The sequence below is a fragment of the Cupriavidus sp. TMH.W2 genome (genome assembly GCF_050847365.1).
Classification (GTDB): Bacteria; Pseudomonadota; Gammaproteobacteria; order Burkholderiales; family Burkholderiaceae; genus Cupriavidus.
In genome coordinates this window covers 36,830-54,673 of record NZ_CP193794.1, presented here as the reverse complement: position 1 = coordinate 54,673, position 17,844 = coordinate 36,830, and the positions used below count along the sequence as shown (strand labels likewise).

Annotated in this window: 21 protein-coding genes; all 21 read right to left on the bottom strand. The window is 62.7% G+C overall.

The genetic code is table 11. From position 1 onward, the window contains the following. Positions 1–49: 49 nt before the first annotated feature. The 21 genes from ACREYQ_RS29805 to icmJ all read right to left on the bottom strand — a co-directional run bounded on the left by ACREYQ_RS29805 (position 50) and on the right by icmJ (position 17,841). Complete coding sequence (locus tag ACREYQ_RS29805; protein ID WP_432262896.1) at positions 50–340, bottom strand: hypothetical protein; 291 nt, start codon at positions 338–340, stop codon at positions 50–52. Between the two features lie 42 nt (positions 341–382). Continuing rightward, on the bottom strand, positions 383–832 hold the full coding sequence (locus ACREYQ_RS29800) for a hypothetical protein (RefSeq protein WP_432262895.1): 450 nt from the start codon (positions 830–832) through the stop codon (positions 383–385). Positions 833–1,061: 229 nt separating this feature from the next. Next, positions 1,062–1,448 carry a hypothetical protein gene (locus ACREYQ_RS29795; protein ID WP_432262894.1) on the bottom strand — a complete coding sequence of 129 codons (387 nt, stop codon included), beginning with the start codon at positions 1,446–1,448 and terminating at the stop codon, positions 1,062–1,064. Positions 1,449–1,491: 43 nt separating this feature from the next. Next, positions 1,492–3,048 (bottom strand): toprim domain-containing protein, encoded by a 1,557-nt coding sequence (locus ACREYQ_RS29790; RefSeq protein ID WP_432262893.1) that lies wholly within the window; start codon positions 3,046–3,048, stop codon positions 1,492–1,494. Between the two features lie 48 nt (positions 3,049–3,096). Continuing rightward, positions 3,097–3,969: a hypothetical protein gene (locus ACREYQ_RS29785; protein ID WP_432262892.1), complete on the bottom strand. Its 873-nt coding sequence runs from the start codon at positions 3,967–3,969 to the stop codon at positions 3,097–3,099. Between the two features lie 95 nt (positions 3,970–4,064). Next, positions 4,065–4,340, bottom strand: a complete 276-nt coding sequence (locus ACREYQ_RS29780) for a hypothetical protein (protein ID WP_432262891.1) — start codon at positions 4,338–4,340, stop codon at positions 4,065–4,067. An 8-nt stretch (positions 4,341–4,348) separates the two neighbouring features. After that, positions 4,349–4,624: an HU family DNA-binding protein gene (locus tag ACREYQ_RS29775; RefSeq protein ID WP_432262890.1), complete on the bottom strand. Its 276-nt coding sequence runs from the start codon at positions 4,622–4,624 to the stop codon at positions 4,349–4,351. 25 nt (positions 4,625–4,649) lie between these two features. Further along, complete coding sequence (locus ACREYQ_RS29770; RefSeq protein WP_432262889.1) at positions 4,650–4,922, bottom strand: hypothetical protein; 273 nt, start codon at positions 4,920–4,922, stop codon at positions 4,650–4,652. Then, a complete protein-coding gene (locus ACREYQ_RS29765) occupies positions 4,922–5,230 on the bottom strand; it encodes a hypothetical protein (protein ID WP_432262888.1) in 309 nt (102 codons plus the stop codon). The genes ACREYQ_RS29770 and ACREYQ_RS29765 overlap by 1 nt, the downstream gene beginning before the upstream one ends. Then, positions 5,227–5,961: a hypothetical protein gene (locus tag ACREYQ_RS29760; RefSeq protein WP_432262887.1), complete on the bottom strand. Its 735-nt coding sequence runs from the start codon at positions 5,959–5,961 to the stop codon at positions 5,227–5,229. The genes ACREYQ_RS29765 and ACREYQ_RS29760 overlap by 4 nt, the downstream gene beginning before the upstream one ends. Further along, positions 5,958–6,872 carry a DsbC family protein gene (locus ACREYQ_RS29755; protein ID WP_432262886.1) on the bottom strand — a complete coding sequence of 305 codons (915 nt, stop codon included), beginning with the start codon at positions 6,870–6,872 and terminating at the stop codon, positions 5,958–5,960. The genes ACREYQ_RS29760 and ACREYQ_RS29755 overlap by 4 nt, the downstream gene beginning before the upstream one ends. Continuing rightward, positions 6,865–7,359, bottom strand: coding sequence for a transglycosylase SLT domain-containing protein (locus ACREYQ_RS29750; RefSeq protein WP_432262885.1), 495 nt, complete (start codon positions 7,357–7,359; stop codon positions 6,865–6,867). The genes ACREYQ_RS29755 and ACREYQ_RS29750 overlap by 8 nt, the downstream gene beginning before the upstream one ends. Further along, positions 7,347–7,550, bottom strand: a complete 204-nt coding sequence (locus tag ACREYQ_RS29745) for a DUF3717 domain-containing protein (protein ID WP_432262884.1) — start codon at positions 7,548–7,550, stop codon at positions 7,347–7,349. The genes ACREYQ_RS29750 and ACREYQ_RS29745 overlap by 13 nt, the downstream gene beginning before the upstream one ends. Continuing rightward, on the bottom strand, positions 7,543–7,911 hold the full coding sequence (locus ACREYQ_RS29740; RefSeq protein ID WP_432262883.1) for a hypothetical protein: 369 nt from the start codon (positions 7,909–7,911) through the stop codon (positions 7,543–7,545). The genes ACREYQ_RS29745 and ACREYQ_RS29740 overlap by 8 nt, the downstream gene beginning before the upstream one ends. Further along, positions 7,908–8,465 carry a hypothetical protein gene (locus ACREYQ_RS29735; RefSeq protein WP_432262882.1) on the bottom strand — a complete coding sequence of 186 codons (558 nt, stop codon included), beginning with the start codon at positions 8,463–8,465 and terminating at the stop codon, positions 7,908–7,910. Before ACREYQ_RS29735 ends, ACREYQ_RS29740 begins: the two co-directional genes overlap by 4 nt. Further along, positions 8,465–8,818, bottom strand: coding sequence for a hypothetical protein (locus tag ACREYQ_RS29730; RefSeq protein ID WP_432262881.1), 354 nt, complete (start codon positions 8,816–8,818; stop codon positions 8,465–8,467). Before ACREYQ_RS29730 ends, ACREYQ_RS29735 begins: the two co-directional genes overlap by 1 nt. 134 nt (positions 8,819–8,952) lie before the next feature. Continuing rightward, positions 8,953–12,507 (bottom strand): FtsK/SpoIIIE domain-containing protein, encoded by a 3,555-nt coding sequence (locus ACREYQ_RS29725; protein WP_432262880.1) that lies wholly within the window; start codon positions 12,505–12,507, stop codon positions 8,953–8,955. Positions 12,508–12,515: 8 nt separating this feature from the next. Further along, on the bottom strand, positions 12,516–15,605 hold the full coding sequence (locus ACREYQ_RS29720; RefSeq protein WP_432262879.1) for an IcmB protein: 3,090 nt from the start codon (positions 15,603–15,605) through the stop codon (positions 12,516–12,518). 10 nt (positions 15,606–15,615) lie between these two features. Further along, positions 15,616–15,810 (bottom strand): hypothetical protein, encoded by a 195-nt coding sequence (locus ACREYQ_RS29715; protein ID WP_432262878.1) that lies wholly within the window; start codon positions 15,808–15,810, stop codon positions 15,616–15,618. Further along, positions 15,797–17,032, bottom strand: coding sequence for a hypothetical protein (locus tag ACREYQ_RS29710; RefSeq protein ID WP_432262877.1), 1,236 nt, complete (start codon positions 17,030–17,032; stop codon positions 15,797–15,799). The genes ACREYQ_RS29715 and ACREYQ_RS29710 overlap by 14 nt, the downstream gene beginning before the upstream one ends. Continuing rightward, entirely contained in the window at positions 17,029–17,841 is an 813-nt protein-coding gene (gene icmJ / locus ACREYQ_RS29705) for a type IVB secretion system protein IcmJDotN (RefSeq protein WP_432262876.1), read from the bottom strand. The genes ACREYQ_RS29710 and icmJ overlap by 4 nt, the downstream gene beginning before the upstream one ends. Positions 17,842–17,844 lie beyond the last annotated feature (3 nt).

The window sequence follows — 17,844 nt, the reverse complement described above, 5'->3', positions numbered from 1 at the left end:
ACGCTCGCCGAGGCGAGCGTTTTTTATCTTTAATTCCTTGTGTGATGCCTCAAATTGGCACATTGGCGGGCGGCGCCGGCAGCTGCCCCGAGGTCGCGACCATCATGGGAAAGCGGCGTCCGGTCGCGTCGCTGCCGGTGGCCGGCTGGAGCAATCCCTTGTCCACCATGGCGCGGATCGTCCGCGCGTTCACGCGTGTGGCCACAGCCACCTTGCCACCCTGTACGGTGCGGCTGTCGCCAAGGTGGATCTCATAGCCGCGCGAGGTGGCACAGAGCAACTTACCTTGCGCCAAGGCCTGCAGGATCTGGCGATGCAATGGGGTCAGGGACTCGGACATGCAAACCTCCCATGGTGGCAAGAATGCGACAGCGGTGTGGGACTACTGCGGCTGGTGCTTGGGCACGACACCCGTCGCGGCGGCCGGCGATACCATGCGCTCGCCCAGCCATGCGCGGAAATTGCCAAACAGCACCGACAAATCGAGATCGCCTTGGGCGATCGGGATCAGCTCGTTGCGCATAAAATCGCTCAGGAAGAACAGGGGCGTCGACTTGGCGTGCCACTCCGAATACATCTTCGGCATCGTCACGCCCAGCAGCGCTTCCGGGTCCGGCTCGAAATCGAAGGTGGCAAAGTCGATTTCATAGCTACCCAGAAACTCCTCGGCGAAGAACAGCACCGCCGGCAGACCGCCGTCCGGGGCTGCCACGCGCTCCGGGGTCAGCGGGCGGCCCGCGTCGTGCAGCCGCCCGCCATTGCTCACAAAGCTCTCCAGTGCCTCACGCACCAGCTTGGCGGCGATGGGTACCAGCTTTTCGTTCGTGTCCATGTGTCATCCCAATGAGGCCGCGACTTCCTCCGGTGCGTCGCGTGATAATTTGATGTTTTTTTTGTGCGCTTCCGCACCGAAGATTACCACAAAGACCGAAAGAACTACATTTGATGCAGAATTTTCTATGCCAATGCATCATCGCCGGCCCGCCCATCCCACCAAAAACAACGCCCGGCAAAAGCCGGGCGTGGGCACACAACGGCGGGAGGCCCGCCCCGAACCGGCGCTACAGGCGCTCCGCGAGCCGTTTGCGGCCCGCCACGATCAGGTCGGTCTGGGTCTGCCCCGCCTTGCGCACGAGCTCCAGATCCGTGTTGTCATTAAGCACACCCCAGCGCACGGCGCGCGCCACGGTGAGTGCATCAAGCCCGGATTCGCTCAGCTGCAGCCACACGCGGCCCAGCGCTTGGGCACGCTCTTCCTCCATGTCCTGCAGCCACGACGGCACCGAGCCCAGCGGCGCGGGCTTGAGCTCCACATGCAGGGGCTTGGGCAGCTCATCGTCACCAATGAGGTCGTAATAGCCGATGCCGGATTCATCCACCACCGCCAGCTTGCGCTGGTTGGTCATGATGTCCTCCAACTCCACATAGCTGCCGGGACCCAGTTTCACCACCTGACTCATCTCATTTCTCCCAACTCTTGAACTCCGTGCCTCATGGCTCCATCACCGCAGCCGGCGCGGCACGCGGCGCGGTGGGCGTCATGCGGGCGATGGCCGTATCCACCTGACCGAGCAGGCCGTGCTCGCTCAGGATCGCACGGGCGCTCGCGTGTACATCTTCGATCGGTGCTGCCAAGCGCGATTCGATCGCCACCGAGACCTGCGCCGACAAGCCGGCTTGCCGCGCGTGCGCGAGCCACTGATGCCCCTTATCATTCAGCGCGATCCGCCCGCCGTCGAGGGCAAGCAGATTGCGCTGCATCAGCGTGGTCACATGGCCCACGATCGTACTGGGCCGACCGAGGCCTGCGGTGCGCACATGCCGCAACAGCGCCACGTCGGTCGGCCATGCTTCATAGCCCGCCTTGGCCGGCTTATCCTTCCAGCTGCGCATCGGCGCGCGCGCGGTATAGCAGAACATCAGCTCACGCTCGTCCACCGCCACGCGCGCCCGCTGCTGTCTCACCCGCTGCCCACATTCGATGAGGTTGCGCGCGAGCAGCACGTGCACGGCCTCGGCCGGCCCCATCAGCGAGAGCGAGCGACCGATCGCCGCGTCACCCTCCGCGTCCAATGGCCGGGGCGATTCGTGCGGCTTGCCAACCGCAGTCATACGGTCGCGCACGGGCACACGGCCCGCGTCGTAGGCGCAACGGTTGTTCTCGGCCAGCACCACACCGAGCGCGGCGCCTTCTGGCGCGAAGGCCTGCGCCCGCGCGCGCGGATAGGTCACCAGCCCGCGCTCATAGGCATCCTGCAAGGCCTTGGCAGCCGGGTCAATGTCGATCCGCAGCCGCAAGGCGATCTGCTCGACGACTTCCTCGTACGCCCATGGCGTGCTCACGGGAAGCTCCACCTCGGATTGTTCGCGCAGCTCGATGCTGCCCTGCGCAATCGCCGTGGCCAGCCGCCCGCAGGCGGCGACATCCTCGGGGCCATGGACCGGGACCTCAGCCATGAACACCCGCCCGTCCTTGACGGGCAAGGCCAGCCGGTACACGCCGACCTGTGGGGCCTGCGCGTGGATCGCGTCCAGAATGCCGCTCTGGACCCGCCCCACCGGGATCGTGGCGCCTTCGGCGATCACGCTGAAGGCGCTGCCGATCGCACGATCAATGATCCGCCGGCACATGCCCGGCCGAGCGTCCGCCGCATCCAGCGGCGTGGCGCGCTCGAAGGCCCAGCGCAAATCGCTCTCGTCGAGCGAGCCGAGCCGTACCCGAGCCATCTTGCCGCGCTCGCCTGACAACAGTCCTGCCACGTCATGGGCGATCACATCGCCCTCCTGATCGTCATCCATGGCAAGGAAGATCTGATCGGCGGCCATGGCGGCGCCACGGATCTTCTCCAGCAGCGCGGCGCGGTCCTCGCGCAGCCCGTACGCCAGCTCCCGCAGCTGGGCGTCCAGCGCAATCGGTCGCAGGGATCTGGGGTTGTCGCAGAGATGGCCCACAGTCGCGAGCACCTGCACGGTGTAGCGCAGGTCGCGCAGCCGGCGCGCAAGCAGATCGGTCTTGCCAGAGGCCTCGACCAGCACCAGCGTTTTCATGATGCACTCCGCCTGTCGCCGGCCACACCAACGGCCGAGGGTAAGAGGTTAGCCTGCTCTCGCGACCTTGGCCGCGCGCGGCAGCGGCTCGCCGTACGCGACAAGGTGCATGTCACGAATGGCACTGTTCAGGAGCTTGGTCAGGGTGAGCTGGTTATCGCGCACGCCAGCCCCACGCTTCTTGGCACGCACGAGACCAAGGAATTCGAGCACATCCGCATCGAGCGTCACGCGGCTACTTTCCTTGGCAGCCGCGCGCCCCGGCGTGAAGACGCCCAGCTCGATGGCCTTGGCCCGGATACGGGCGAATTCGTGGTCCTTGACGTCGTATTCGTTGCGCAGCAAGTCACGCGCGTCCCCGATCGACAGCTTCCTCTTGCCACGCAGCTCGCCCAGCAGCAACGCCAGCTCGCGGTCCCGGTGATCGCGCAACAGCTTGTTGGAGGCCGACTGGATCTCGTTGAGCTGGATCTTGGTGCGCTTGCTGCCGGAGTACAGATAGAACTCAAGATCCTTCATGGCCGCTGCATCGTCCAGCGGCTTGATCTTGAAGTCCACGGTCACGCCGTCTCGCACGCGTCGCACGCCAGTGCCCGTCGACGCCGCCTGCTCGCCACGGAAATAGAACATGCTTTTCTTCTGCCAGATCTTGATCCCGAACATCTTGATCGCGAAGACGAAGTCTCGATCAGTCACGATTCCGGGCACACCCAGCAACTCGGCGCGCGTCTTGAGGAATTCCACCGATGAATCGATGGGCGTCTGACGGTCCGAAAACATGAATTCGTGCGCCAACATCAGCTTGCAGAGCGCGAATGTATGTGGCGTACTCGACAGGTAATCGAACGACCGCTCCGCTTCGGCGATCATGTGTTTCAGTGCGTCGTCGGAAAGGTCCGGACTGGCAAGAGCGGTCGGCATGCGTTTCGTATCCGAAAATTCGGCAGTTTGATATTCTTTTTTATTGTACCCGAGCACCGGAAAAAATTTAAATTTCTGTTGCCACGGCGCAGCAATTACGGGTTTTCGCCACTTTTTGTGGCCAAAATGACGTCCAGTCGTGCCAGCGCATCATCAAAAGACATACCGGCATCGGTGTAAACGGTGAACTGCCGAACAAGTGTCTGAATCAACTCGTCCCGGCGCCAGTCGGGCCAACCTCCCCGGTCGGCCAATCGTTGGGCGCGCTCTGTCAGGGGCGCGATCCGCCATGCCAGCCCTTCGTCGATGCCGATCAGTCCGCCGTACGCAAAGACGGTGGGCGGCATCGCATCGGTGATCTTTCGCTGCACGGCAGGCGTCAGCGATTCAGCCGTTCTTTCACCAACTTCGCCGGGCGGAAGGCCACCGTACGCGACGCGACGATGGCAATGGCCTCGCCCGTCTTCGGATTGCGCCCGGTCCGCGCAGCGCGCGTCTTCACCTCGAAGGTCCCCAGCGCCGGGATCGTGAACGGCTCGCTGGCGACAATCGCGTCGCCGAGCACCTTCACCACCGCGTCGAGCACGCGGCCCGCTTCCGACTTGCTCGCGCCGAGCTGGGTGGCCAGCTGGCCCACAAGTTCTTCCTTGGTCATCTTTGCTTTCCTCCTGCGGCAGCCCTCAGCCGCCACTCATTTCATCGAAGCACCCAACATAATCCGGATGCACGCTCTCAATAGACGCGACGTTCGCCTGCATGCGTGCAAAGCCCACGCAATCGTTGGCGTTACGGTCCTTGCTAGGACACGACAGGATGTCATTGCCGGGATTGCGCATGTGACAGGGGAACCCCTCCAGCGCCTCCGCATTGGCCTGCATCTGCTGTACGAGCGCCCAATCCAGTTGGCCCCGGGCGCTCGCGCGAAACGGACATTCCTTGCACGCCTGCATCATCAGCTCCGGCTTTCGGCAAGCCGCCGCTTCATGTCCGCGACGGTGAGCTGGGCCAGCGCAGTGTCCGGCTCGTCTTCGACGGCGAGCCAGCGCTGGATCCGGTGGGAGGCGGCAAGCAGATCCTTGTCACCCTCCAGCCCTTCCCACAGGGTCCGGACCCGCTGCTGCAGCGCCTTCTCGGCCGCCACGACATCGGCGGCCTCACGGTCGAGCAACATCAGCGATCGCTCGTGCCGCTTGATCTCCTGCAACACCTCGAGGGCGCGGCGGAAGGCCTTGGTCACGCCCGAGCCGAAGCCCAGTCTCATCGCTTCACGCCAACGAGGCAGCCGGCGCTTGCCTTGCCCGGATCAAGCCCCATGGCGCGCATCGTGCCTTGCGCCACCGACGTGCCGTCGAGCCCCGGCAATGTCGATCCATCGGCCGTCGCGCTCATGACCTGCTTGCGGATTTTTTCCTGCAGCCTTTCCTGATCTTCCTTGCTGTAGGTCACCCCCGCGAAGGCGGCCTGCTCGGCCGGCTTGCTCAGGTAGCCATAGGCCACGGTGCACGCACCGAAGGCAACGACGGTCGCCATAAGCGACTTGCCCTTGTTGTGCCACAACCACGAAACCGAGCGTCGCAGGCGGCCACCCGACACCGGTTGCTGGGTCGGGGGCTGCACCGTTGCGCTGAGCGACGGGGCAACGCCTGCCGACACAATGGTGGCATCCTTCTCCACGAAATCAAAGACTGCCGTGGTGAACGCAGCCTGCACATTGGCTGCGATCGCGCGATCGTTCGTGCAGGCCGCGAACGTCAGCTCAGCCAACGAATGGCGTTTGTCGTCGCTGGTCACGATCTCCAGTTTGCCGGCCTTCCCCTCGCCGGTGAATGGTGCAATGGGGCTGTACTGCACCGCCGCGTCCAGCAGTTGGTGACTGGCCAGTTTCACGGTACGCGGCACGACCGCGACGCCGTCGGCCGTCGGCATAATCAATCCAATGATGCAATCGCCACCGTGGCGTGCAATGCGGATGGTGGGCTGGGTATCAGTCATTTCTTGATGTCCGTGAGAATGCGCTTAAGCAGCTCGTCGTCGTCGATGCCCGCGACCATCTGCGGGCCTTCCTTCGTTTCGAAATACGCGACCGGCACGCCGGCCGTCCCGGCCCCCTTGTTGGCGTCGAAGGAAGCCCAGAAGTACATCTCGTTCTCCGCGACCGTCTGTCGCGTCTGCGCGTTCGGGGTCGTCTCGCCGCCGCTCACCTTCCCCATGGTCTTGGCCAGCGCAGCACGCTGGTCCTTGGCTTGCATGATGTCCGCAATCAGGCGCATCCCGTCGTCGGGCCTGCCCAGTACGGTCGACGGCAGCCACTTGATCGCGCCGCCTGCGGCCACGTACTTCCGGGTCTTCTGGTAGGCCGCATGGCAATGCGGGCAACGCGGGTCGAAGATGATGTAGAGCGTCTTGTCGAAGGGCGCATTCCCTTCCTTGATGCCCGTCAGCTTGCTGATGCTCTTGAGCGCTTCGGACGGGCCGCCCGCCGGCTTGGCCAAGGCCGTGGCGGCCGCCGGTGTCGCCGTCGGTTCCGGAGACGCCGCTGGCGCCTGCACGGCAGCGGACGCAGCCGCTGCCATCATTTCCGGCGTAATGAACGCGTCCGACAGGTTCTTGCCCGTGGCGGCGTCCCACAGCACGCCACTGAACAAGACCTTGGCATCGGGGGTCGTATAAAGCACCGTCTTCACGCCCTCGCGCTCCACCTGCCAGACATTGAGCCCGCCGGGACCAGCCTGCTGGGCCACGACTTTGATCCCTTGCTTGGCAAAGAAGGCGGGCGCCGCTGGCGCCTTGGGGGGGCTCTGCTGGGCCTGTGCGACCGCCGCACCCAGCAACGCATGGGCCCCCAGCGCAAGGGCAACTGCGACACGACGTGCGCGATAACGCAGCGCTTGATAGTTACTCACGGGAATAGCTCCTAACGGTGAATGTCTGCATGAGAATCCGCGACCAGCTTTCGGCCAGCGGCCTGATCTTGCCCTGATAGACAGCGTTGAGCTCAGGGGTCTTTGAGTGATAGGTAGCGGCGCAGAACCAGAAGTCATTGCTCTTGCACGCCCGCAGCTTCTTCGAGAGGATGAACGCAGCCATCTCGTAGTTGTAGCAACCGTCATGCATCAGCGCATCGACCACCTGCTCACGACTCACGCCGTACGGCGCAATCTCCGGCATCACATCGGTGACGGACTTGTCGTTGATGCCTGCCCGGCCGAAGTCCCGCGTACCGTTCTTATTGAGAATGGCGCTACCTTCCTTCCCTGCCTCGTGCTGCCCAATCGCGAGCAGCACGTTGGCCGGCACGTTCCGGCGAACGGCGGCGTCGACGATGCACTGAAGTGATGCCGGGCGCCACTTCTCCACCGCATAGAAGCTGGGGTCGGCTAGGCCAGCCATTTCCGGATAATCTCCGCCTGCAGTGCGAAGCGAGACAGATCGACGTGCGTGGCCCCGGCATAGATGCACTCGCCGTAGACATCGGCCAGTCGTCGGGCATCGGGCCCAAGCACCTGACCAACCGGCGGATGTGCTGCCATGCAGCGATTGATGGCGGCCTCGAACGTGCCCATGGAAATCGATTCACTCATGGCGAGGGTCCTCCTGCAGCATCCGCTGCACGATGAAATGCACGAAGACGACGCCCAAGTAGGCGTACACCGATTTCCCGTCCATCGCCTTGTGCGCCTTGGTCTCGATGCGCGACACCGAGTTGCGGGAGATCTTGAACAGGTCCGCGATTTCGTCCTGCGACAATTCAAGCACCCGCGTGCGCAGCTGTTTGAGCTCGCGCCCGGAGATCGGGCTGATGTCCGGGTCGCCGAACCTGCGCGCCACGGCGATGCTGCCCGAATCCGTGCGGGCCCAGTCGGCGAGCGCCAGCAAGAATTCCCGTGTACTGCCGTATCGGGATACGATCACGTCCACGCCCGCCTCGGTAGTCGCGCTCATACGATCCATTCCCCCTTCTTAAGCCAGTGCCGGAAGGCACCTTTGACGAATAGCTGCCGATGGCCGACTTGCCAGTAGCGATAGCTTGCGGCCATGCCGTAGACGGCGAGATTCACGCTGAAGAGCAGCAGAAAGACGAAGGTGAGCCCCAAGGCGTTGGCAAGCACCTGCCAACCCGCCAGCATCAGCGTTAGCACCGCGAGCAGGTACCACACGCGGCTCAGCCTTCGGAACTTCCGTTGCTGCGCGTGCAGGGCCGTGTCGCCCATCTCGGTCATCCGCGTCTGGGACAATGCGTGTAGCCTCGACATGCTGTCGGCGTCTCGATTGATGTCCACGGCTTCGAAGTGATCGCAGTGTTCGCAGCCTCGGAACTGGCGCAGCTCACCGTCCACGATCTCTTCGAACGGATACATGCGACCGGATCGGCAGCCGGGACAGACGTGCACAGACACCCGTCGCCAGCTGTTCCGCAGGATTCGCGCACCCGCGACAATGTGCTCGACGTAGAGCAGGTGCTTGCCCTGCTGAACGACGACACGGCGGATGCCCATCAGGCGACCTCGTTGAAGCGGTCGATCACGGCGGCGATCGACGGCTCGTCGTACGGCAGCGTCGCCCCGTCGATGGTCACGGTACGGTCGTCAAACGACACCCGCGCCTCGAACGTCGCCTCGCTGTCGCTATCGTCCGCATCGAGCTGGCGCTCCGTGACGCGCAGGGTCAGCTCGCCGGCCATCAACTCAACGGCCGCCGTCACCTCGGTGGCCATGCCGTCGCCGACCTGCCACGAGGTACGCTTGCCAAAGTCGTTGTCATCAGCTTCCCAATGCCATGCCTGTACTTCGGTCGACTCAAACCGCTCGGCAAAGCGGTCAAGGAACGAACGCGCGTCGGTAATGTGCATGGACCGTCCTTAACATGAAATTGACGCGCATTCTACCGCGCATACAGGATCAAGCGCCACATATGGATGGAAAAATAATCTTTTTTTTCCATTGTGTTGCAACAAGACACCGGGGAGAGCCCGGCGTCGCCGCGCTACAGGACGTCCATCCGGTAGGTCGAGGCTTTCTCCACGAGCGCGTCCAGCGCGTCGTCGAACTCGTCCTGCGTCACCGGATCCGGCGTCGAGCCTTCCACGTAGGCGGTTGCGTTTTCCATCGAGCGCACGTCCTTGCCGGCCCGTGCACGTGCCTCCAGCGGGTCCTCGGCCGCGCCAAGTGCCACGTCAGCATCGGCCAACGCGCCGGCGACACTGGCGCCCACCGGCGTGAGATAGGAACTGACTTCGCTCGGCGGCTCCTCGCCTTCACCCAGTGGCCGCAACGTCAGCAAGCTTAGGGACTTCGGGGCAACGCTTTCCACCGCGCTGCCCTCGCCGGCCGTCTCGGCCGGGAACTGATAGTTGTTGATGAAGTCCACCACAGCGGACGCCACCTGCACTTCCATGGGTCGGTCGTCGTACGCGGGCTCGGCCGCCGCCGGCGTCAGCGCCATGGCCATACCGCCGCCGCCGCCCGACGACTGGGCACCGCCCGCCCCGGTCGCTTGCGTATCGGTCTGCGTGGTGCCCTGCGACTCACCCTCACCGGACCCGCTCGACGATGCCGCGTGGCGCGCGCGCGGCACGGGGACGACATCCTCTTCGTCACCGAAGGACATGCGCACGGCGCCGGCGGCCGGCGCCAAAGCGCCGTCCTCCTCGCCGAGATTGTCCAGCGACAGCGAGCGGGGCATGTCGTCGTCGCCGTGCACATTGGAGTCGCCTTCCGTCATGGCAATGCCACCGGCCAACTCCGCTTCGAGCTCGGCAGCCAGATCGGCGGCCGTCGAAGCGCTCGCCGCGCCACTGCTCAAGGCGTCCGAGTCTTCGGCCAGTGCCCTCACCGTAGCCTGCAGGGCCGCATCGGCTGGGGCATCTGTGGCGACAGCGCCTGCCCGGGATGCCTGCAGCTCGGCCGTGCGCTCCGCTGCGCGCCGGGCTTGCATGGCGCCCTCCTGCTCGCAGCACACGAGTGCCACGCGCACGGCCTCACTGAGCGACAAGTGATAGTCATCGCGCGCCTTGCGAATGTACTGGGAAGCCTTGAACAACTCGTCGGTCTTCTGCGTGCGGGCAAAATACGCGGGATCGGTGGAGAAGCAGTCCTTGATCTTCCCCTCGGTGAGCAAGCGGATGAAGTGCTGCTCCACTTCCTCGATCAGTTCCGGATCATCGTTGCGCCCGCCGCCCTTGGCCGGCGGCGCCACCTTCAGGAAGTGGTTCACGCGGATGTGACTGGGCGTCTCCGGCTTACCGTTCTTGTCGAACGTCTGCGTGAAGAACGACATGGCGCGGACGACACGCACCCCGTCACTACCGTTCGACGCCTTCTTGCCGATGATGAAGGTGAATTCTCCATCCTGCTGGTGCGCGAGGTCGTTGTAGGTAATACGCTTGGCCTTGGTAATCGCGACATCGCGCTCCGCGCGATAGCCACTGGAGATGTGGCCCGCATCGAACGTCTTGCGGGATTCTTCATACACAAAGGCTTCGCCGCCGGCGCCCACAATTCGCTTGAAGGTTTCCGACTCTTCACCCGACGTCAGGCGCCCCACTGCGCGCACGTTGGTGTTCTCCCACGTGGCATCCGCCTCTTCCTTGGACGCCTTCTGCAGGCTGGAGAAATCCTGCGCCGCAAACGTGATGCAGTTGTGCGTCACCAGCTCCCCATCGGTGATATAGCAGTGCATCGGATCGTCCACCACAAGGCACTGAGACAGGCGAATACCCGCATCAACAACGCTCGCAACTGGCGCCCACTCGATGGCCCCGTCTCCTGTCACATAGGACAGCTCGACGACATCCCCATTCTTCATATGCTGACGCATCTGCGCCGTTGACAGCAACAGATGTTGTGCGCCCGTGCCGCTGCCGGCGCGCACACGCGTCGGCCAGCTATGCACATTCGCCGCTTCCGTGGAGCGGCCATTGTTCAGCGTCACGCGGCTAACCGGCAGCAGCCCGTGCTTGAGCACCATCGAGACCCGGGCGGCGCCGCCAGTCGGCAGCCTGATCATGTCGCCCGCCGCCATCTCGCCCATGGTCTGGTGCGTGCCATCGGCCATCCGGACGCGGGCCGTTTCGGGTTGCGGGAAGCCCAATGAGCGCGCCTGCGCGGGTGCGACGGCGAAGCCCAGCACCGCATAGTAGCCGTACTCGTCGAGCACCACGTAGTACGGAACCGACGCATTGGTAGGCCGCGCGTAGACGATCTCACGCACAGCGCCTTCCACCCGGTTGCCAAGGCAGCCCGCCATCATCTGCTTGATGGCGCCGACAATCATCTTGCCGAGCATCTTGAGCGAGTCCGGCGCACGTTCGAGCGCCGGGAGCAGCACGACAAGGATCCGTCGATTGATGACGACGTCGTACATGTCGACTTCACTCAGGCTTGTCTGGAAGATGTGGCCATACGTGTAAGACAGGTCCGAGAACAGACGTGTCAGCTGCATCGTGATGAAGCCGTACTGCTCCAGCGTTTTCTGCTCCTGTCCACCGGCACTTTGCTTGTTGTAGCCCGGCAGCGTGAGCACGAACGCCCGCAGCGGTTCCAAGACCTTGTCGAAGAGTGGATCATCCACCACGACGTCTTCGCCGTTGGATGGAATCTTCTTGTCCCAGCACATGCGCTCGATGACTGGCAGCTCCTTCATGAAATCCATGAAGGTATTGGCCTCCAGCAGCAGATAGCCCCGATCGCGCAAGAACGTAAGCGCGCGAGTGAGGCCGGCGACAAACGCGATCGCGCGGCCCTTCCACATGTCACCGCCACCGCCACTGTCGTCCATCAGCGAAATGATGAGCTCGATCAGCATGCCCGACGAACCCAGCGCAAACGGGTTCATCGTATTGGTGGTACGGTCCGTCTGCTTGTCGAGGAAGTCGCGCCCCGACGTCAGGAAGTTGATCAGCACAAGGTCGTACTCGCGCCCGATGTAGCGCGCGAGCCGGAACACGTTGTTCCATAGCGCAACATCCCCCTTGCCGTCGGTGTAGATGAAGCCCGAATTCTGGATGAGGGCGTTATAGACCAGCCCGAGCAGGAACTCGGTCTTGCCTGAACCCGTCGTGCCGAGCACCAGCATGTGCGTGCGCAGGTCCGAGTCACTGGAGTAGATGCCCAGCTTGCTGGAGATTTCATGGCCAAGGAAGGTGATGCCCTTCCCTTTGCTCGGTCGCTCTCGTGGCATCGAGCCGTCGTAGGCATTGGCCTGCGACGGAACACGATACGGAAAATCGATCTTGCGGACCTTCTCCGTTTCAAAAATGCGATCCCACAACCACCAGATGCCGCCCCGGCGGGCGACAGCCTTGCCGGGGCTGACATACGTCCGATAGAACAGCACCATCGCGAGCAGCAGCAACTCGCTGGCGAGCGGTACCTTCATGAGCAGCAGCGCCATGACCGGCACGCCAAACATCGCGGCGAGCACGCCGTCGGTGGTATTGAAGAATTCGCTGGAGCGCTTGGAGAAGCGCCGCGTATCGGGCCGCAGCCGATGGGCAGACTGTTCCTGACTGGCTTCGATGCCGGAAAATCGCTGAGACATGTTCCCCCTTACGCCGTAGCCGCCGCGCCAGCATCGGTCCGCCACTGAAGAATCAGCTCTGCCGCCAGCTGCTGGATGGTCGACGACTCCAAGTCATCGTCGATGAAGCCCTCGTTTGCCTCATCGCGGCCCGCCAGTCGCTTGGCCATGACGTAGTCCTTGCAGGTGCCCTTGGGGAAGCGTTGTTTCAGGATCCGGCGCGCCTCGCGTGCGGGCATCTCCTCATAGAGCTTCGTACGCAATGCACGGTCCTCACCGGTCGTCGACAGCGCCCACAGTTCGAGCCCCCCGCTGGTGGCAGTCATGAGCTGGCTCAGGTCGCCGTCCTTGGTCTTGATCTTGGCCAAGATGGTCGAGCCGACTCCCGGGAGTGCCCCCTTCACATAGTTGCGCAGTGCCGTGGTCTCGGTTTCGGACAGCGAAAAAATGTTCTTGATGCGCTCGCGCGTCTGCTCGTTGCCCTGATCGAGAATGAAGATCGAAGTGGCCAGATCCGCAAGCGCCTCAAAGTCATCCGGCAACTGGCTCGCCAAGGCAATCTCCAGCATCCACTTGCGAGACTCGCGGCCGAACACTTCAATGGAGCCCCGCAAGATCTCCGAGAATTTCTCGTCCTTGCTACCCTGCGCGCCGGTCTTGTGATACTCGTCGATGAACAGACGCTTGTATTCCTCGCCGTACTCTTCGATCCGCCGCGAATAGTAGGCGCGATACTTCTCCGCAATGAGTGGCAGATCCTCCTTGATGATGGAGAACTTGCGCGTGAAGGCGTTCAGCGCCGCCATATACATCAGCGTCGTGTTTTTGCGCGCACTCGCCGAACCCTGTTGTGCAACGTCCTGCAGATCCAGTGCCATGATGCGCGACGTCGACACATCGAACTGCGTCTCGCCCTTGAAGATATCAAGGTCACTCAGGCCGATCATCTTCTGGAATTCCTCCACGACCTCGTCGCCGTGCGAGGCCCTGATGGCCGGGTCCGAGGCGGCTCTCAGGATGTCGGTCAGCGTTGGCACGGCATAGCGTTGCGCGACTTCGGCCACGCGAAACTCGCCAAGATCGAACAGCGCATCGACCATTTCCCACCAAGTTGTCGCTTCGGTGTGCTCGATGCCGTGGGTCCTGACTGCCGCGCCGACAATATCGTTGATGTGGACGTTGAACTTCTTCGGGCTCCCGCGTTCATCCTGATCCGAAGCCCGCGTATAGGCGAGATCAAGAACCTCATTAATGAGTTGCGGCATAAAATGGTTCGCATAGCCGCGCTCTGGCGGCGTCACGAGCAACAGCAGGAAATTCCGGTAGAGCTCGCGGTCACGCGGCAGCAGCGTGCGCAGCCCCAAGTGCGTATCGCCCTGATTCATGGCGAATTGCTTGGTGTTCTGCACGCGCTTGTATAGCGCAAGGTGCTTCATGTTGTCCGGCAACGCATCCTGAATCACCTTGATGAAGCCCGACGACGAGATGCCGATATCGATCACCCCGATGAATGGCAACCGCTTGAGTCCCGGCATCAGGCACATCTCGACGTTCAACCGGTTGGCCAGCACCGACTTGCCGGAACCCGGCCCCCCGAAATAGAGCGAGACCCACGTGTTCTGCAGCGCAGAGAAGAATTCGTACGGCAGCAGCTTGCCGTCCAGCGAACGGAACAGCGTCGTGCCACGGGGGAACGGGCTCGCCGGCCGTGCAAGCGGCAGCATGGATGCCGCCGTGTAAAGCGTTGGGGCGCTCGTTGTCGCAACCTCGCTGGTCGCCACACCGGGCGCCACGCTCACCAGCGCAGGGATCGGGTCGCCGTACTCCTCTTCCACCGTGATCCGTCCCCAACCTTGGAGGGCGCTGGAGAGCTTCGAGCGACGCATCATCAGGCAGTCGGCATCGTCGTGCTTGGCCCACGTCAGCGCCATGACGCCCATCTTCACAATGCTCGCGTGTTCGTTGTCGCGATAGTGCTTCTGGGCGTTGTAGGCCGCATTGAGGTTGCGGTTGCTCTGGCTAAAGGAGAGGATGGCCGAGAACGTGGCACGCAAGTCCAGTGCCTTGAGCCCATCCCCTTCGAGCATGAAGCTGATGGCCCAAGGCACGCGCCGCTTGACGCGCTTGTCGCCCACCAGCTCCTCGGCATCCATGTTGTTGATGGCCCGGAAGAACTGCTGGAAGCCAGTTGGCCGGGTCGGCGGAATCTTCACGCCCACCGGCGCAAAGGCCCGGTCGGAAAGGCGCACGGCACGCGTATCGGTGACCGTGCCCTTCTGCGTGTCGCTCTTGCCCTTCGCCCCGATGTCCGCCGGCGTCAGGAAGATCTGGTCGTCCAGACGCGGATACATGAACTCGCTGACGTCTGACTTGTTCGCGTTTCGCTTCCAGCGCGCGATCAGTTCATCGCCGCGCAAGGCCGGCCGCCAGCTCGCCGGCGTGGAGCGATAGAAAAAGTGACGCTGCTCGCAGATCGCCTGATCTACGTCAATGCGCTCCACCCATGCACGCATCCGATTCAGTTCGAACTCGAACTTGTTCACGAACGTTTCGTGCCTGTCTTCCAAGAAGCGCAGCGGACGCAGCAGGTTCTGCGCGCTGCGCATCGGTGGTACTTTGTGGGTCTTTCGAAAGGCGGCTGACTCCGCCTGTGACAACTTCAGCTCTTCGCGCGACAGTACTGCCTTGGTGGTCCAGAGCACAATGTAGACGTGCTCCTCCATGCAATGCGCGCCATAGACGTTCACACGCTCTTCCAGCAGATCGGTGAGATCAAGCTGCAGCGCCTCAGCGCTCTGGTACATCGGCGAGAGGATCCGGCGGATCTCCTCGTGGGGATCGTTGTCTCGCATCGCGACCACTTGCACCATATGGCCCATGCGACCGAGGAACGGCTCGTTGAATTCCGTGAATTCCTTCGTGAATTCCTGAAAGCTGCTCTTACCCAGCAACGTACGGTAGCCGTGGTAACGCAGCACGGTGCCGATCGCGCCGTTCTTGTGGACGAGATTCCCACCGCTGGTAGTCTCCAGCTCGCAGTAATCGTTGATATCGACCTTCAGTTTCGACAGCAGCGCCGAGACACCATGCTCGACGGCTTCCATTAGTTGCGCAATCATGAAATCCCCTTCAGTCGTTGAGCTTGCCGATCAGACCCTTGATGCCTTCCAGCGCGGCGCGGCGGTCTGGCAAGGCGGCAATTGCGTCCAACTCCATCACCAGCTTGCCGTCGCCCCGCCGGCGCACATCCTGCTCGACGCTCTTGAGCTTGAGCTGGCGATCGGTGGGTGCGTTCTCATCAACCACATCGTCATTGGTCGGCATCGAGTCGTTTCTCCGAGATCAGTTCGCGATATTTCGACACGGGCACATCAAGGCCCATCTCGGTAGCCAGATCGATGATGTCCGACGTGGCCCCGGGCGGGTAGTACGCAATGACGTTGCCCCATCCATAGCCGTAGACGTCAAACTTCTCCTTGTAGAGGCGCGCAGCGTCCATGAAGGAGATGACGCGGTCCATCGCGCGGTACCACACAGCGCGGGGCAGAAATACCTTCTTGCCCATGCGGTTGACCCGTGGGTTGGCAAGCGACGCCCAGAAGTTTTCGGACAGGATGCCAAGGTGGGTCGACGCCAGCGAGAAGTCGCCTTGGCTGGCGAAGACATCGAGCTCCTTCTGGTGCTGGTACCCGTCCTCGCACACATAGGCTCCAAGCACCTCGACGTCGCAGTACTGCTGCAGCAATAGCAGCTCTGGCTGGGCTACCCAGTTGCGGGAGTTCGCTGCCCCGGCGTTGAAGCTAAGCAGATCGGCGAGGCCACCCCGGCGCCCCTTCACGATCACCTTGGCGAGTACGGGCATGTCCTCGTTCGCGAGACACCATTCAAGGCGCTCGTCATTGCGCTGCGGTAAGCGGGCGCCTTGCAGGTAGACCCACCGGTTTGAGCTCGGCACCGGTGTGGTCAGCACGTCGATCGCGTGGGTGTATCGCGGGCGCCGCAGTGAAATGCTCTTCCAGTCCTTGCGCTGGGGCTTCAGGACGGAATTCCACGTTTGGAACGCCAGTTCCATGGCGCCGTTGAGCTCACCATTCATCCGCCCCGTAACGGGAAACCGCACGGCGAGGTATTCGGCAAGCGTCTTGGTAATCCCCTTCGGGATCTCGGCGTTGAGATCGACCTTCAGGGCCTGCACGGCCAGTCGCATGACCCGGCCGAAGAATCCCGACAGGAGCTCGGTCGCTTCATTGACGGCCATCTGATCCGGGCCGAGGCCCAGCTCGTCGCACAGCAGTTTCAATTCGGTGCGCAGGAAGCCGGAGGAGTACAGATTGGGATGTCGGCCGAGCTGATTGCCGTTGAAATCCTTGAATTCGAAGTTCGTCAGCCACTTCACATCGGAGTCGAGCTCGGTGACCTTCTTGATACGACGGACCGTCCCACCATCGATGGATGCATACCCGTCGGTGGCTGCCTTCTGCGGCCCTCCGCGACGTTTGACGATCGCGTCGTCGAACAGCACGACACCATAACGCTGGTCGCTCATGCGGCGCTTCCTTCGTTGTGGATCTGCTCGACCGTCGCGAGCGTGCCCATGATGATGTCGCTGAACTGGGTGTCGTCCAGCAGCCGGTACCACGCGTTCAGCGGAAGCCGCCGATTCTGGTCCTCGGTCCAGTACTGGAACTGGGTTTCGAAACGCTCCGGACGGGGCAGCAAACGCAGGCTCCCAAGCAGCTCCTCGCGACGTGCATACGTCTCGGCGTCGAGGGACATGAGTGCGTTTGCAATCAGTGACGGATTGATGACATCCAAGCTCAGGCGCTTGGTGAAATCCTTGCTGACGCCATTGCTCTCCAGCAGATCGCAGAATCGCTTCTTAACGTTGGCACGACGATTGATGAGCACGCTATTGAGCGACTGCACGCGCATCTGCACATTCTTGACCATGAGTGCATGGTCAGCGCTGAGATTCTTGGTATCGGCCCGCTGCACGATCCACATCACCAGACAAAGCTGGTTGAGCTCTGCCTGCGTCAGCTCGGGCAAGGAGATGATGTAGCCGCCATCGCGCATGCCCGCCATGCCGACGTGGAACACCTGATGGCAAAGTGGACACGAACACGCCAGATTGCTCGGGTCATTGTTGGCATGGTTGTCGTCGAGGTGGTGGACCTCTTGGTACTTGTCCGAGTGAAGGCCGCAGAATTCACACGAGTACTCTGCGGCCTCCAGCACGGGAACCCGCACGCGCTGGAATGCTTTATCGGCCTCGCCGGCGTGGTCGTGCATGCGCCAGACTTCGCGCTTGGCCGACAGCACCAGCGCGGTTAGCGTGCGGGCAATTCTCGTCATGGG

What these genes read in the sequence shown, in the direction of transcription:
- ACREYQ_RS29790 (WP_432262893.1), bottom strand. Translation starts at nt 3,048, where the DNA reads ATGAAAACGCTGGTGCTGGTCGAGGCCTCTGGCAAGACCGATCTGCTT.
- ACREYQ_RS29805 (WP_432262896.1), bottom strand. Translation starts at nt 340, where the DNA reads ATGTCCGAGTCCCTGACCCCATTGCATCGCCAGATCCTGCAGGCCTTG.
- ACREYQ_RS29730 (WP_432262881.1), bottom strand. Translation starts at nt 8,818, where the DNA reads ATGCACATTACCGACGCGCGTTCGTTCCTTGACCGCTTTGCCGAGCGG.
- icmJ (WP_432262876.1), bottom strand. Translation starts at nt 17,841, where the DNA reads ATGACGAGAATTGCCCGCACGCTAACCGCGCTGGTGCTGTCGGCCAAG.
- ACREYQ_RS29720 (WP_432262879.1), bottom strand. Translation starts at nt 15,605, where the DNA reads ATGATTGCGCAACTAATGGAAGCCGTCGAGCATGGTGTCTCGGCGCTG.
- ACREYQ_RS29745 (WP_432262884.1), bottom strand. Translation starts at nt 7,550, where the DNA reads ATGAGTGAATCGATTTCCATGGGCACGTTCGAGGCCGCCATCAATCGC.
- ACREYQ_RS29740 (WP_432262883.1), bottom strand. Translation starts at nt 7,911, where the DNA reads ATGAGCGCGACTACCGAGGCGGGCGTGGACGTGATCGTATCCCGATAC.
- ACREYQ_RS29785 (WP_432262892.1), bottom strand. Translation starts at nt 3,969, where the DNA reads ATGCCGACCGCTCTTGCCAGTCCGGACCTTTCCGACGACGCACTGAAA.
- ACREYQ_RS29710 (WP_432262877.1), bottom strand. Translation starts at nt 17,032, where the DNA reads ATGAGCGACCAGCGTTATGGTGTCGTGCTGTTCGACGACGCGATCGTC.
- ACREYQ_RS29735 (WP_432262882.1), bottom strand. Translation starts at nt 8,465, where the DNA reads ATGGGCATCCGCCGTGTCGTCGTTCAGCAGGGCAAGCACCTGCTCTAC.
- ACREYQ_RS29715 (WP_432262878.1), bottom strand. Translation starts at nt 15,810, where the DNA reads ATGCCGACCAATGACGATGTGGTTGATGAGAACGCACCCACCGATCGC.
- ACREYQ_RS29770 (WP_432262889.1), bottom strand. Translation starts at nt 4,922, where the DNA reads ATGATGCAGGCGTGCAAGGAATGTCCGTTTCGCGCGAGCGCCCGGGGC.
- ACREYQ_RS29775 (WP_432262890.1), bottom strand. Translation starts at nt 4,624, where the DNA reads ATGACCAAGGAAGAACTTGTGGGCCAGCTGGCCACCCAGCTCGGCGCG.
- ACREYQ_RS29800 (WP_432262895.1), bottom strand. Translation starts at nt 832, where the DNA reads ATGGACACGAACGAAAAGCTGGTACCCATCGCCGCCAAGCTGGTGCGT.
- ACREYQ_RS29760 (WP_432262887.1), bottom strand. Translation starts at nt 5,961, where the DNA reads ATGACTGATACCCAGCCCACCATCCGCATTGCACGCCACGGTGGCGAT.
- ACREYQ_RS29750 (WP_432262885.1), bottom strand. Translation starts at nt 7,359, where the DNA reads ATGGCTGGCCTAGCCGACCCCAGCTTCTATGCGGTGGAGAAGTGGCGC.
- ACREYQ_RS29725 (WP_432262880.1), bottom strand. Translation starts at nt 12,507, where the DNA reads ATGTCTCAGCGATTTTCCGGCATCGAAGCCAGTCAGGAACAGTCTGCC.
- ACREYQ_RS29765 (WP_432262888.1), bottom strand. Translation starts at nt 5,230, where the DNA reads ATGAGACTGGGCTTCGGCTCGGGCGTGACCAAGGCCTTCCGCCGCGCC.